Raw genomic sequence first — 13,674 nt, forward strand, 5'->3', positions numbered from 1 at the left:
GTTTTAATTTAAAATGGTTTAAGTTGTTATTTTGAGTTGGCAATCTTTTTCTTGGGTGCCTGTGGGGCAGTGGTTTTACTTGTTATGTTTTCTACCTTTCTTTGTTTTTCATAAAGGAAGGTTAATACTTCAGAGCGAAGTCGGTTATATTCAACATCTTTGGCAAGCGATAACCGACTACGAGGGCGTTCTAATTTGACATCTAGAATTTCTCCAATGGTCGCTTCTGGGCCATTGGTCATCATTACAATGCGATCAGAAAGCAATACTGCCTCATCAACATCATGAGTGATCATAATCACAGTATTGTTAAGCTCATTTTGAATTTCCATGAGTGAATCTTGCATATGAGCTCGAGTAAGTGCATCAAGAGCACCAAATGGTTCATCCATTAGTAAAACTTCAGGCTGCATTGCTAAAGCACGCGCAATACCTACTCTTTGCTTCATACCGCCAGAAATTTCATCTGGACGTTTGTGCATGGCATGATCCATATGGACAAGTTTTAAATTGTATTCAATCCATTCTTTCATCTCACCTTTAGACATGGTTTTATTGAAGACTTGCTTTACAGCAAGCTCAACATTTTGATAAGAAGTTAACCAAGGTAATAACGAGTGATTTTGAAACACAACAGCACGCTCAGGTCCAGGTGCATTTACTTCTTTATTTTGAAGTAAAATACCGCCTTTAGTGGCTTGGTATAGTCCAGCAACAATATTCAATACTGTTGATTTACCACAACCAGAATGACCAATTAGTGAGATGAACTCGCCTTTATCAATTTGAAGATCTACATCTTTGAGTGCTGTAAAGCCACCGGTAGGTGTAGGAAAAACCATATCGACTTGACTAATATTTAAAAAGGCTTGTTCTTGTGTGTTTTCTTCTAAAGCTGATGAATTCATAATTGTGTCCTTAAACGCTTGCGCTTGATTTATCCCAAGATATTTTTCTTTGTAGTTGTAGCATTAATCTATCTAATAAAAATCCGATAAACCCGATAACAATAACTGCTGCCATGATGCGTGCTAGGGAGTCTGAACTACCATTTTGGAATTCATCCCAAACAAACTTACCTAAACCTGGATTTTGCGCTAGCATTTCTGCGGCAATAAGTACCATCCAAGCAACACCGAATGACAAACGCATGCCTGTAAAAATCATAGGAATTGAAGCTGGTAGTACTATTTTCTTTATGTGAGTAAATGCAGGTAAACGTAATACTTTACTCACATTAAGTAAGTCACTGTCGATTGAAGCAACACCAATCGATGTATTGATTACCATTGGCCATAAGCTACAAAGACTCACGGTGATCAACGACGTTAAGAATGATTTTGATACCATTGGGTCATCAGACACATACACAGCACTAACAACCATTGTTACTAATGGCAACCAAGCAAGTGGCGATACTGGTTTAAATATTTGCACAATGGGATTTAAGGCTAAATTTAAACGCTTATTGAGTCCCATCCAAATACCCAATGGAATAGCAATCGCTGCAGCAACTAAGAAGCCACACGTTACCGTCACTAAGCTAGTCAAAATTTGGTCAAAAAACGTTTCCTTACCCGTGTATGCTCTTATTTTTCCAACGTAGTCTGGGTTCTTCTGTTGTTTAGCTAAATTGCGTATTTTTTGTCGTTCATAAAAAGCCTCTGCTTTTTCTCGTTCTACGACATGTTCGCTATAGAGTGAAGAAAATTGTTTAACAACAGCATTTGGTCCAGGAAACGTCCCTAACGAGGTCTGAATACTTGCTGCCGCGATTGACCATAAAAATAGAAATATTAATATGCCAATAATAGGCAGTAACATCGTATTAGTTATTTTACTTAGGGTATTTTTAAAAATGTTAATCACCTGATCTGTATTGGTTAATCTACTTAAACTTACTGTTGTTAAACTCATTGATTACTCCTTTTTCTGATATGCACTTTAATGGCTTCCCCTTAAAGCTTGTCGCCTTTTTTAAGACCAATCTTGAATTTTTCTAAATAGGCGTTCGGTGTATTACCGTCATAAACGATATCGTCGATGAAATGCTTTTGCGGTGCTCTAAATCCGGTTTCTTTAGCAAAGTCAGGAAATTCACTGGCTGAAATTAATTTATCGGCAATCAGTGATTTAGCTGCTTTTTCATAAATATCAGGACGATATACTTTTGCTGCTAGATCTTTATACCACTGGTCACTTTTATCATCTGAAATTTGCCCCCAACGACGCATTTGTGTTAAGTACCAAATGGCATCGGAGTAGTATGGGAACGTCGCGTTATATCTGAAGAATACGTTAAAATCAGGCACAGCTCGTTTATCCCCTTTTTCATATTCAAAGGTACCTGTCATTGAATTGGCAATCACATCGTAATCAGCACCAACATAATTAGATTGAGATAATATTTTAACGGCAGCTGGGCGGTTAGCATTGCTATTGTCATCTAGCCATTTAGCAGCACGAATTAACGCGCGTGTTAAGCGAATGGTGGTATTTGGGTACTTTTCTGCAAAAGCGGCACTGATACCAAATACTTTTTCAGGGTTGTTTTTCCATATTTCATAATCGGTAACCACGGGTACACCAATGTTTTTAAATACGGCTTGTTGGTTCCACGGTTCACCTACGCAATAACCATTAATAGTACCGGCTTCCATCGTTGATGGCATTTGGGGTGGCGGAGTTACTGAAAGCAAGGCTTGTGCATCAATTTGTCCTGAGTTATCACCTTTATGTGGCGCATAATAACCTGGGTGTATACCGCCAGCAGCTAACCAATAACGTAATTCATAGTTATGGGTAGAAACGGGGAAGACCATGCCCATTTTAAACGGCTTGCCTTCTTCGGCGAATGAATCGATAACCGGCTTTAATGAATCAGCTTTAATTGGATGTACAGGACGACCGTCAGCCATTTTTGGAATGTTTGGTTTCATTTTTTTCCAAACATCATTAGAAACAGTAATAGCGTTACCGTTCAGGTCCATTGAAAAGGGGGTAATAATATGTGCTTTTGTGCCATATCCCATGGTGGCAGCAATTGGTTGACCTGCTAGCATGTGGGCGCCGTCTAACGTGCCATCAATCACGCCATTAAGCAGCACTTTCCAGTTGGCTTGTGCTTCAATTGTTACATATAAACCTTCATCTTCGAAATACCCATTTTCATAAGCAATAGCAATAGGAGCCATATCAGTTAGTTTAATAAAGCCAAACTTTAACTCTTCTTTTTCTGGCTCCCCTAATGATTCGCTATAGGCAATATTAGTGAATGAAAGCACCACCGCTGCACTTAGCACAGTACTTTTTAAAGTAGCGCTTATTGATTTTTTCCAATTCATTGTTAAATCCTTAAAGTTTTATAATTAAATTTTTTCAAAAAAAAACGCCCACCAAACATCACCCTATTAAGGTTGATTATTGATGAGCGCCATTGCTCTTATCACGCAAGGTAAATTTCTTGCATTATTCTGTCGCTTCGTTGCGAACAGACATATTTATCTATTTTTATCGCCGTTGATAAAAAAGTGTTTTTACTCTAATATTGATAATGCAAGCAGTGTGCCACTTGTATTTTGCTGTTTATAAAGGATTTTTCTTTATTTTTATATAATTTTAATTTTTTTTTGCACAAAAAAATTAAAATGCACCATCATTGTTCAACTTTGGGCTTGATAATAGTTCACAAACATCAATGATGTTTTTTGCAACAGTGGCAATAGGGCTGCCTTGATCCATCGCCATTTTTCTTAAATCGGAATAAGCTGCGTTTTCACTAATTTGTTTCTGTTGCATGATATAGCCCTTTGCTCTTTCAATGTGTTTTCGGGCTTCTAATTGGTTTTTAGTGTGCTTTAATTCGTCTCGCAGCACTTGTACTTCTTTAAAGCGCTCATTAGCCACAGAAATAATACTATTTATACGTTGGGGTAATACTTCATGCACAACATAAGCACTTACACCTGCTTTTATTGCCTTTTTAATAACATTAGGAGAATCATTTTCAGCAAAAATAATAATAGGTAAAGGTAATAATTGATTTATTTCAGCTAAAACTTTAAGAGTTTTGTCTGTTGGTACATCTGTAGCTAGTATTAAAATACTCGGATTACATGACTCTATCTCTTTAATAATATTGTCATCAAATGACAACTGCTTAGCAATTTTAAAATCAAAATCAATGAGCGCCTTTTTTAGCGCAGAACTACTCGTTTGTTTTTCCTCAATTAATAGCACTGAAATAGGTTTGCTAGAAGAAATAGAGTTTTGTTGGTTGTTACTTTTCGTTTTGTATAAGGGATAGTTCGATGTCATAATTGTATACTTAAATTGTTAGCTTACTTATAGGTATCAAAGACAATGCTGCAAAATTTGAGCCGTAATTAATTAATAAATAATATCAGTTACTTAGCTTTATTTTAAGGTGTTATTCCCTTTGGCTTGCACCATTCATAAAATATATTACGCGTTAGAGCACAATGTCAGGGCCTAACTCTTATACACAAATAAATTTTTATTAGAACTGAACTTTTTGTATTTTTGATGATCAGATCAGTAACGTTAAATCATCATTAAGACTTTAAGAAAATGCTTGTAAAAGATTCAGAGGAATGGGCAAATAATTTATTGGCTAATGCTAATGCTAATGCTAATGCTAATGCTAATGCTGAGTTAGGAGGCGAGAGGCGCACTAAACGACTAGTCAAACTTAGCCATTTAATGGCGAGCAATACAAGTAGTTCAATCGTTAAAGCATCGGGAACACAAGCAGCAATTGAAGGTGCTTATCGCTTTATTCGAAATGACAAAATCGAGGCCGATGATATTGCCATTGCTGGCTTATATTCACTTTTACCTGAGTTAATGTTGTCGAATAAGATGTTAGCATTAGAAGATACTTCAACATTAAGCTACCGCCATAATGTGTAAGAAGTTATAAAAAAGCCTTATTAATTTAAACTATTAATAAGGCTTTAAGCTTTCTTCGATTTAAATAAAATGATTTACCAGTTTTCAATACCTTTCATGTCAGGCAATTCGTGAGCGATACCTTTATGGCAATCAATACACGTTTTTTCACCTGATGCTAAAGCATTTGAATGCATTTTAACGCTTCGATTACCTTGCTCAGAAAAGTCCATATATTCAAAGTTATGACAATTACGACATTCTTCCGAATCATTGTCTTTCATACGCTTCCATTCACGTTCAGCCAACTCTCGACGGTGATTCTGAAACTTCTCCCTTGTATCAATCAAACCAGTAAGCATGCCCCAAACTTCTTTACTAGCAGCAATTTTACGAACGATTTTATGAGTCCATTTTTTAGGTACGTGACAATCAGGGCATGTTGCACGAACGCCAGAGCGATTAGAGTAATGAATAGTTTCTTTATATTCTTCATACACATTATCTTCCATCTCGTGACAGCCAATACAAAACTCCTCAGTGTTTGTTACTTCTAAGGCAGTGTTAAACCCACCCCAGAAGATAACACCGCCTGTAAAGCCAAGTGCAAGAATAAGCCATAAACCTGCACTGCTAGGAGATTTTAAATAGTGCCAAATACGTTTCATTTTTGTTTCTTGAGTCATAATACTTCCTTAGATATTGCTAATCATTATTCATCAATGAATCAACAGGTTTAAAGGTATTCTCGACTAGAGGTCTTGCATCTGCTTGAGTTACATGACACTGAGAACAAAAATATCGACGAGGTGAAACATCGCTAAGCACTTTGCCATCTCTTGTTTCAAAGTGAGTTAAGCTCACTTTGGTAGCACCAGTTTCAGCGGCATATTTCCAACCATGACAGGTTAAACATTTATTGCTGTTTTTATCTACTCGGTAACCACGAGTTTGATGTGGTACAACAGGAGGTTGATGCACATAGTTACGTGCTATTGGGTTTCTGTCTTTATGAACACGCTTTAATGCTTCAGCTTTACGTGTTTCATCAATGTTTGTCGCACCTCGAATCGTTTCTAAACCACCTGAATTAAATTCTTCTTGGTCTTGAGCAATTGATGATCCTGATACAGCCATCCCCAACACAATCATTATTAACGATAATATTTTCATTGTTTTACCTCCGCCATAATAGGCAATCTTGTTGTTATTTTAAAAACATCTTGTGAACACACATCTATGCAACGTACACAATTCGTACAATCAGCTGACTCAATCATTGGGCCATAACCTTTACCTTCACCAAACAAAGGCATTTTCAACACTTGCGGTTCGGGACACACCGTAAAGCAGTCCATGCACTTATCACATTTATCACGTTGATAAGCTGATACTTTAATCGGACTATATCGTCCTACAATATTGTAAAAAGCGCCTAATGGACAAATATGCCCACACCAGCCATGCTCTACAAGCATTAAGTCAAATAAGAAAATGCCAACTAACACTACCCAGCCTAAGCCCATACCAAATATCACACCTCGATGAAATATTGATACTGGATTAATAAGCTCCCATGCCATAGTACCTAAAATAAAAGGTAAAATGAGTGTCATAGCTAAAACCCAAAAACGCGTTTTTCTAGACAGTTTAGTTGACGCTCGAATTTTTAATTTTCTACGCAACCAATGTGCGCTATCCGTAATTAAGTTAACAGGACAAACCCAAGAGCAGAAAACACGACCACCAAAAATAAAATAAAAAGAAAAGACAATTAACGCACCAATAATGGCTGTTAGCTCTGGAGTGTGTCCTGCACTTAGTGATTGCAGTAGCATAAAAGGGTCTGTCATGGGTATAGTGTCTAACAGCACACTAGAACTCAAATTACCTTTTAATATCCAAATATCATACAAAGGACCCATTAAAAATAAAGCTAATATTCCTAATTGACTTACTCTGCGTAACAGCAAAAATTTGTGGGCGCCTAACCACCCTTTTTTATCTATTGCTTCTTGACCTACTGAGGCTTTCATTACTTAGTCCCAGGAAGACGATCAGGTAAATCTAACACTTCATCAATAAGGGAACCGCCGGCTTGGTTTTTTTCAATCCAACCTAAACGATAATGATGACCTAATTCACCTTTAGCTATTTCTAATGGTAGTACTTTTATGGCTGCCTCTTCTAACGGACAAGCATGTTCACATTTACCACAACCCGTGCATAGTTCTGAATGCACAGTAGGAATAAACATCGCATGAAATCCGGTACGTGTGTTTCGCTCTATCTCAAGTGTTATAGCCTCATCAATTAGAGGGCAAACACGATGACATATATCGCAACGTAAACCTTGAGTATTCAGACAGTTTTCCCGATCAATTAATACAGCTAATCCCATTTGAGCGTCGTCAATTGATTTTAATTCCGGTGAAATAGCGCCTGTTGGACAGGCGGTTTGGCAAGGAATATCCTCACACATTTCACATGGAATAACGTTCGCATCAAAATAAGGAGTACCCGTTGTAACTGGCTCAAATATTTTGCCTAACTTCAAAGTATCGTATGGGCATGCTTCAACACATAACCCACAACGCACACATGCAGCTAAAAATTCTTCTTCTGTTAATGCTCCTGGTGGTCGTAAACATTGAGCAGCCAAACTTTGTGATTGTTTGGAATAAGTAGCTAAACCAAGCCCTAACAAACTTGAGCCACAAACACCACGGCCAACGTCAGTAATAAACTGACGCCTTGACGTTTTTCTTGGTGCTTGTGGTTTTTTTGCTGCCATGCTTATTCTCTATGTTTGAGCCAGTTACGCTTTAAGTATTCTGACAGCACACTTCTTGTAATCCGTTTCTTTTGAAAGTGGATCAGTCGCATCAAGCGTCAGTTTGTTAGTTAACTGTTTTGCATCAAACCAAGGCATAAAGACCAAACCTTTCGGTGGACGATTACGACCTCTAGTTTCAACACGCGTTCTTACTTCACCACGACGAGATTGAATAATACATTCTTGCCCACGGCGTAAATCACGTGATTTAGCATCATCCGGATGCATAAAAATAACAGCATCAGGAAACGCTTTGTGCAACTCAGGTACACGAGCAGTCATTGAACCAGAGTGCCAATGTTCAAGTACACGACCGGTGCTTAGCCATAGATCGAATTCTTCGTCTGGAGACTCAGCTGGTGGCTCATACGGCAAAGCAAATATAACTGCTTTTTTGTCAGGCTTACCATAAAACTGAACGTCGCTACCTTTTTCCACGTATGGGTCGTAACCTTCACGGAAGCGCCATAGTGTTTCTTTACCATCCACTACAGGCCAGCGTAGACCGCGTGCTTCATGGTAACGATCAAAATCAGCTAAATCATGACCATGCCCGCGTCCAAACTGAGCGTACTCTTCAAATAAACCTTTTTGAGCATAAAAGCCAAAATCATCAGCTTCTTGGTTAAGTTCACCTTTACAATCTGTGGTTGGAAATTCATCTACTTGCCCGTTTTTATAAAGCACGTCGTACATGGTTTTTCCACGATATTCAGGCATTTTAGCTAAAAGTTCTTCAGGCCAAACTTCTTCAATATTGAAACGTTTTGCAAATTCCATTAACTGCCATAAATCTGAACGAGCTTCGCCTGGAGCAGATACTTGTTGATGCCAAAATTGGGTACGTCGTTCAGCATTACCATAGGCACCTTCTTTTTCTACCCACATTGCCGTTGGTAAAATCAAATCGCCTGCCTGTGCTGTAACCGTTGGATAAGGGTCAGACACAACAATGAAGTTTTCAGGGTTACGATAGCCCGGTAGTGTTTCTTCATTAAGATTAGCGGCGGCTTGAACATTGTTGTTACACATTACCCAATATGCATTCAACTTACCGTCTTTCAACATGCGATTTTGTAAAACTGCGTGATAACCCGGTTTAGGCGGAATAGTGCCTTCGGGTAATTTCCATATTTTTTCAGCAAAAGCTCTATGTTTAGGGTTTTTAACAACTAAATCTGCGGGTAATCTGTGTGAGAATGTTCCTACTTCACGAGCAGTTCCACATGCTGAAGGTTGTCCTGTTAATGAAAACGGACTGTTACCAGGCTCAGAAATTTTACCTGTTAATAAATGCACGTTGTACATGAGGTTGTTTGCCCAAACACCACGTGTATGTTGGTTGAATCCCATGGTCCAAAATGAAGTTACCTTCACTTTAGGGTCGGCATATAACTTAGCCATTTCAATTAAATTTGCTTCTGGAACACCCGATAATTTGGATGCATATTCAACGGTATATTCGCTGACAAACTTAGCATAAGCATCAAAGCTCATTGGTTTAGAGCCACCACTACCTGGATTTTTAGCAGACTTTTCTAACGGGTGTGTAGGGCGTAACCCATAACCTATATCAGTAACACCTTCACGAATATTAGTGTGTTTTTTAAGGAAGTCTTTGTTAACTGCATTGTTTTGAATAATGTAGTTCGCGATAAAGTTTAAGATAGCTAAATCGGTTTGCGGTGTGAACACCATACCGTTGTCTGCCAGTTCGAAGCTACGATGTTTATATGTGGATAAAACATGTACTTTTACGTGAGGAGAACTTAAACGGCGATCGGTTAATCGCGACCATAAAATAGGGTGCATTTCAGCCATATTTGAACCCCAAAGAACAAACGCGTCGGCGTGTTCAAGATCGTCATAACATCCCATTGGCTCATCTATACCAAAAGTACGCATGAATCCACCAACAGCAGAAGCCATACAGTGACGAGCATTTGGATCAAGGTTATTGGTTCGAAAGCCCGCTTTCATTAATTTAGACGCAGCGTAACCTTCCCAAACCGTCCATTGGCCTGAACCAAACATACCTACTGACGTAGGGCCTTTTTCCTTTAGCGCTGCTTTAAATTTATCAGCCATTACGTCAAAAGCTTTATCCCAACTAACCGGAGTAAATTCACCTTCTTTCGCGTATTCACCGTCAGTCATTCTAAGTAACGGTTGGGTTAAACGATCTTTACCATACATTATTTTAGATAAGAAATAGCCTTTGATACAATTTAGGCCTTTGTTTACTGGTGCATCAGGATCACCTTGCGTTGCAACCACTTTGCCTTGCTGAGTACCGACTAAAACACTACAGCCCGTACCACAGAAACGACACGGTGCTTTGTCCCATTTAATAGCAGAGTCTGACGACTTTGTTATTAAATTAGACGCAGATGCGGGAACAGCTATGCCAGCTGCTACAGCAGTTGCTGCCACAGCATTTGCTTTAATAAAGTCTCTTCTTGTTAAGCTCATTTTTTTTCCCCTTGATGCTGGGGTAGTCCATAATCATTATGATGAAAAATCAATGATGACGAGATAACACCCGGTAAATTGCTCATGTCTGTTATGGTGTTAATAAGGCCTTTGCCTTTTTCACCTCTATTTAAATCGTTTTCTTCTATGGTTACGACCATAGATCCGTTATCTCCAATTTCATGCACTTCAGCTCCAGGAAAAGCAGCAAGCTCTCCCGAAACTTGTTCTGTTTTATCTGGATGAGAAACAAACATTACACCGGCAATATTGATTGGTTCTTCTTCTAATAGATTAATCAAATTATTAACCCCTTTTTATGTAAAACAATATAGTTCTAAGTATTTTATTCTAGGTTTACTTTGGGTTTACTTTGGGTTTACTTTGGGTTTACCGCTTTAGCGCCAAACATTTTTAAAACAGCAACGGCAACTAACGCCGTACCGGCAAAACCAGTAAGAAAGATCACTGGCATAGACGAGTAGCCTAAAACGTTCCAAATCATTTGCTCAAGTGCACTCATTTTTTTCTCCTAAAACTTTGGTAAAATTTATGTTAGTTCTGTTACTAATTTAGGTGTTAATTCAATGGCAGTTTGTGGACAAATGGAAACACAGGCCCCACAGCCATTACATTTATCAAGTTCTATTTGAGGCTGAGGAGTTTTCGACGTTAAGTATTTGAAACTAATCGCCTCAGGCTCACAACTATCTTGGCAACTTTGACAAACCACTTGATTCATTGCTAAACAATTATTTTTTATCTTTATATCTAACTGCCAAGCGGTCTGACTATCTTCTCTTTCATCAACGAATAATGGCTGATTACAAACCTCAATACATTTCTGGCAAAAGGTACACTCACCTTTTGAAAAATCTATTTTTGGAAAACCACCATCACCTTTAACAATAATATTTTCTTCACAGCTCGTTATGCAATCAGCACATTGAGTACAACCATCAATAAAATGTTGCTCATTAATAACCCAGGGGAGTCTAATTGCTGGAGGGGTTGATATTTTTTTACCACGAAAAAAATTTCTACGTGCTAAATCAACCATATGTATTGTTCCTTAATACTGTATTTAACAAGTTAATTTCAATGATCATAATGACCTTACGTATATATTAGCTAAGCTGTTATTAGATATATTGATTTCAATCAATGTTTGTTTATAACCTTATAGTTTTTATTGATATAATAAGCATGATATTTATTAAACTTTTATTGAGTGTAGCAGATGTTTATTTTTTTCCAAACTTCTCATGTTATAGCATTATATTTAGTAAACTTAATTTAAATATTGGTAATTATTCACCATACCCAGCGTGCACGTCATTCCGGTTGTGTCTTTGCCTATAGGACGTAGGGTCTAGCTTTGGTCTGGAACTACAAAGCTGAAGCCGGAATCTGCCTGTTTTAAACATTAGACTCCCGATTAAAACATCTCGGGAGTGACGATAGGTGAGTAGTTACAAATATTGAAAATAAAAATAAAAATAAAAATAGATTTAATGGAATAATTTAGAATATCTACCGTGTTCTTTATAAATTATACTTTTGCTGCTTTAACGAATTTTTATCTGCAAGCTCAAATATATATTTTAGATCTAGTTGAGTTACTTGGATATTTTAAAACCTTTTTAGGCGGTCACCCCGAGCTGAACTTCATATTCAGGTCTATTATATAGATCGGTAATAGCGTTGTTCCTTCCAATATTCTACAGGGAAATCGTACAGTTTTCCTGCAAGAAGCGATGTTCAACATGGCCCGAAATACGTAGGTTTAGACAAGTGAGGGATTAACCCTTCTGATACACTACTTTTTATTGTAAAGTGTGCAAATGAGGCGATTACCCATTTCTATACTCTACTGTAAATATGTTCACTGTTTGATTGTTAATAGCTGTATAAACCTCATTGTTCGCGCTTGAGCTCTTAGCTCTTACGAATAAAGGCAAAACTGTAGTAATACGGTGACGCAAAACCAGTGCCCTCATACATTAAGGGTCGAACGGTTACCTAAAGGAGTTGAGTTGTAACGAAGCCATGCGACAAATGCTTTAAGTACTTCATATACCTCAGCACCATTTTTTTAAATTATCTCGTAGTCTGAGATTTGATGGAGCTACTATACTAATATGAAAATTAAATACTTAACTTTTCTTGTTACTTCAATTTTATCAACCGCTGTACTTGCTGCCCCTGCAGTTCCTGCTAAGTCCAAAATGTATGGCCAAGTAGCTCCTTTTAAAACTGGAGATCTCCCCCGAAGTAAACTAAAAACAAGGCTAAAAAGCTTGCCTATATCTGCTCAAGAGCGAGCAGTAAAATGGCTTAATAGTTTTAGCTTTCCTGCTAATGATATTGCCAACATTAATGTTGATAAACATGGTGCTGTTTTTTATGAGGATACCGAACTTCCTGAGCAAATTAGTCAGTCTGCTTTAGAGGCCGATCCGACACAAGCAGGTATAAATCCTATAGATACATTTAGTTTGCATAGCAAGCCCGGTGCAGCAAATGTTGTTTATGTGAATGTGGTTGGCTTTAATTTCTCAGGAACAGCTTGGAATGCCCATACGGGTGTGAGTAATTACGAAGCAAAACCTTATGATACAGATGGAAATAGTACCAGTTTTTCTACTTCAGAGCGTAAGGCTATTGGTGAGATTTGGCATCGTATAGCAGAAGATTATGCTCCTTTTGATGTTGATGTGACAACTGAAGCACCTGCTGCCTTTGGTCCTAATGTTGGACACATACTGATTACCAGCGGTAGAGATGCTAAAGGAGATTTATTACCTAGTGGTGGTTCAGCTGGAGGTATTGCTTATGTAAATGTTTGGGGGCGTTCAAATTATCCATACTACCAGCCTGCACTTGTTTATTATGACAACCTTGGTTCGGGTTATCCACCTTATGTAGCTGAAGCGGCATCACATGAACTGGGCCATAACTTAGCCTTAGGACATGATGGCACAAGTACAGCAGGTTATTACACCGGTCATGGCTCAGGTGTTACATCATGGGCACCTATTATGGGTGTCGGCTATCAAAAAAACGTTACGCAATGGAGTAAAGGTGAATATCCTGATGCAAATAACGTTCAAGATGATCTCAGTATTATTCAGAATAAATTAATGTATCGAAATGATGATCATGGTAATGACGCTGTTTCGGCTACCGCTTTATTTGTAGATAGCGAAGGATTTATTGCAAGTAGTAATCCTGAGTTTGATCCATTAAATGTTAGGACGGATAATAAAGGTGTCATTGAAACCGATACTGACATAGATGTGTTCCATTTTGACACTGCTTCTGGTGATGTTCTGGTCAAGCAGCATAAGACACATTTATTGTGGACTGCTCAAACTCAATTGGAGAGCAATCACCGTTTGATGTATGAAGCCTGATCTGATTGTAATATCGGATATACGCTTCAACATCTTCCT

14 protein-coding genes, 1 pseudogene and 1 riboswitch are annotated in these 13,674 nt (G+C 38.0%); of the genes and pseudogenes, 2 read left to right on the top strand and 13 right to left on the bottom strand.

Features of this window, described 5'->3' with window-relative positions; all coding sequences use genetic code 11:
- Window positions 1-26 precede the first annotated feature (26 nt).
- From DWA31_RS10290 to DWA31_RS10305, 4 genes are all read right to left on the bottom strand, one after another.
- The gene (locus DWA31_RS10290) at window positions 27-908 is read right to left on the bottom strand and encodes an ABC transporter ATP-binding protein (RefSeq protein ID WP_114326498.1); all 882 of its coding nucleotides are present in this window, start codon (window positions 906-908) and stop codon (window positions 27-29) included.
- Between the two features lie 10 nt (window positions 909-918).
- On the bottom strand, window positions 919-1,824 hold the full coding sequence (locus DWA31_RS10295) for an ABC transporter permease (protein ID WP_245942583.1): 906 nt from the start codon (window positions 1,822-1,824) through the stop codon (window positions 919-921).
- Window positions 1,825-1,958: 134 nt separating this feature from the next.
- On the bottom strand, window positions 1,959-3,344 hold the full coding sequence (locus DWA31_RS10300) for a CmpA/NrtA family ABC transporter substrate-binding protein (protein ID WP_114326500.1): 1,386 nt from the start codon (window positions 3,342-3,344) through the stop codon (window positions 1,959-1,961).
- A 298-nt stretch (window positions 3,345-3,642) separates the two neighbouring features.
- Complete coding sequence (locus DWA31_RS10305) at window positions 3,643-4,317, bottom strand: ANTAR domain-containing response regulator (RefSeq protein ID WP_114326501.1); 675 nt, start codon at window positions 4,315-4,317, stop codon at window positions 3,643-3,645.
- Between the two features lie 273 nt (window positions 4,318-4,590).
- On the opposite strand from DWA31_RS10305, the gene DWA31_RS10310 reads away from it, so the two are divergent.
- Window positions 4,591-4,932 carry an IS4/Tn5 family transposase DNA-binding protein gene (locus DWA31_RS10310; RefSeq protein WP_114326502.1) on the top strand — a complete coding sequence of 114 codons (342 nt, stop codon included), beginning with the start codon at window positions 4,591-4,593 and terminating at the stop codon, window positions 4,930-4,932.
- A gap of 74 nt (window positions 4,933-5,006) precedes the next feature.
- Here DWA31_RS10310 and DWA31_RS10315 read toward each other — a convergent pair whose 3' ends face one another.
- The 8 genes from DWA31_RS10315 to napF form a co-directional block, all read right to left on the bottom strand.
- On the bottom strand, window positions 5,007-5,597 hold the full coding sequence (locus tag DWA31_RS10315; RefSeq protein ID WP_114326503.1) for a NapC/NirT family cytochrome c: 591 nt from the start codon (window positions 5,595-5,597) through the stop codon (window positions 5,007-5,009).
- Between the two features lie 19 nt (window positions 5,598-5,616).
- Window positions 5,617-6,084 (bottom strand): nitrate reductase cytochrome c-type subunit, encoded by a 468-nt coding sequence (locus DWA31_RS10320; protein WP_114326504.1) that lies wholly within the window; start codon window positions 6,082-6,084, stop codon window positions 5,617-5,619.
- The gene (napH, locus tag DWA31_RS10325; RefSeq protein ID WP_114326505.1) at window positions 6,081-6,947 is read right to left on the bottom strand and encodes a quinol dehydrogenase ferredoxin subunit NapH; all 867 of its coding nucleotides are present in this window, start codon (window positions 6,945-6,947) and stop codon (window positions 6,081-6,083) included. The genes DWA31_RS10320 and napH overlap by 4 nt, the downstream gene beginning before the upstream one ends.
- Entirely contained in the window at window positions 6,947-7,705 is a 759-nt protein-coding gene (napG, locus tag DWA31_RS10330) for a ferredoxin-type protein NapG (RefSeq protein WP_114326506.1), read from the bottom strand. Before napG ends, napH begins: the two co-directional genes overlap by 1 nt.
- Before the next feature lie 24 nt (window positions 7,706-7,729).
- Window positions 7,730-10,219, bottom strand: coding sequence for a nitrate reductase catalytic subunit NapA (gene napA, locus DWA31_RS10335; RefSeq protein WP_114326507.1), 2,490 nt, complete (start codon window positions 10,217-10,219; stop codon window positions 7,730-7,732).
- Window positions 10,216-10,521, bottom strand: coding sequence for a chaperone NapD (locus tag DWA31_RS10340; protein WP_114326508.1), 306 nt, complete (start codon window positions 10,519-10,521; stop codon window positions 10,216-10,218). Before DWA31_RS10340 ends, napA begins: the two co-directional genes overlap by 4 nt.
- A 77-nt stretch (window positions 10,522-10,598) precedes the next feature.
- Window positions 10,599-10,742, bottom strand: a complete 144-nt coding sequence (locus DWA31_RS10345) for a TIGR02808 family protein (protein ID WP_114326509.1) — start codon at window positions 10,740-10,742, stop codon at window positions 10,599-10,601.
- A 27-nt stretch (window positions 10,743-10,769) separates the two neighbouring features.
- Window positions 10,770-11,279, bottom strand: coding sequence for a ferredoxin-type protein NapF (gene napF / locus DWA31_RS10350; RefSeq protein WP_114326510.1), 510 nt, complete (start codon window positions 11,277-11,279; stop codon window positions 10,770-10,772).
- 886 nt (window positions 11,280-12,165) lie between these two features.
- Window positions 12,166-12,245: riboswitch (cyclic di-GMP riboswitch) on the top strand.
- A gap of 202 nt (window positions 12,246-12,447) precedes the next feature.
- Between napF and DWA31_RS17510 the strand changes: the two are divergent.
- Window positions 12,448-13,185: pseudogene (locus DWA31_RS17510) on the top strand (hypothetical protein); the annotation flags it as partial.
- Window positions 13,186-13,555: 370 nt separating this feature from the next.
- On the opposite strand, the gene DWA31_RS17515 reads toward DWA31_RS17510, so the two are convergent.
- A partial coding sequence (locus tag DWA31_RS17515) for an IS3 family transposase (RefSeq protein ID WP_136037966.1) occupies window positions 13,556-13,674 on the bottom strand: 119 nt, incomplete at its 5' end.

The sequence above is a fragment of the Candidatus Colwellia aromaticivorans genome, assembly GCF_003333305.1.
GTDB classification, from domain to species: domain Bacteria; phylum Pseudomonadota; class Gammaproteobacteria; order Enterobacterales; family Alteromonadaceae; genus Colwellia; species Colwellia aromaticivorans.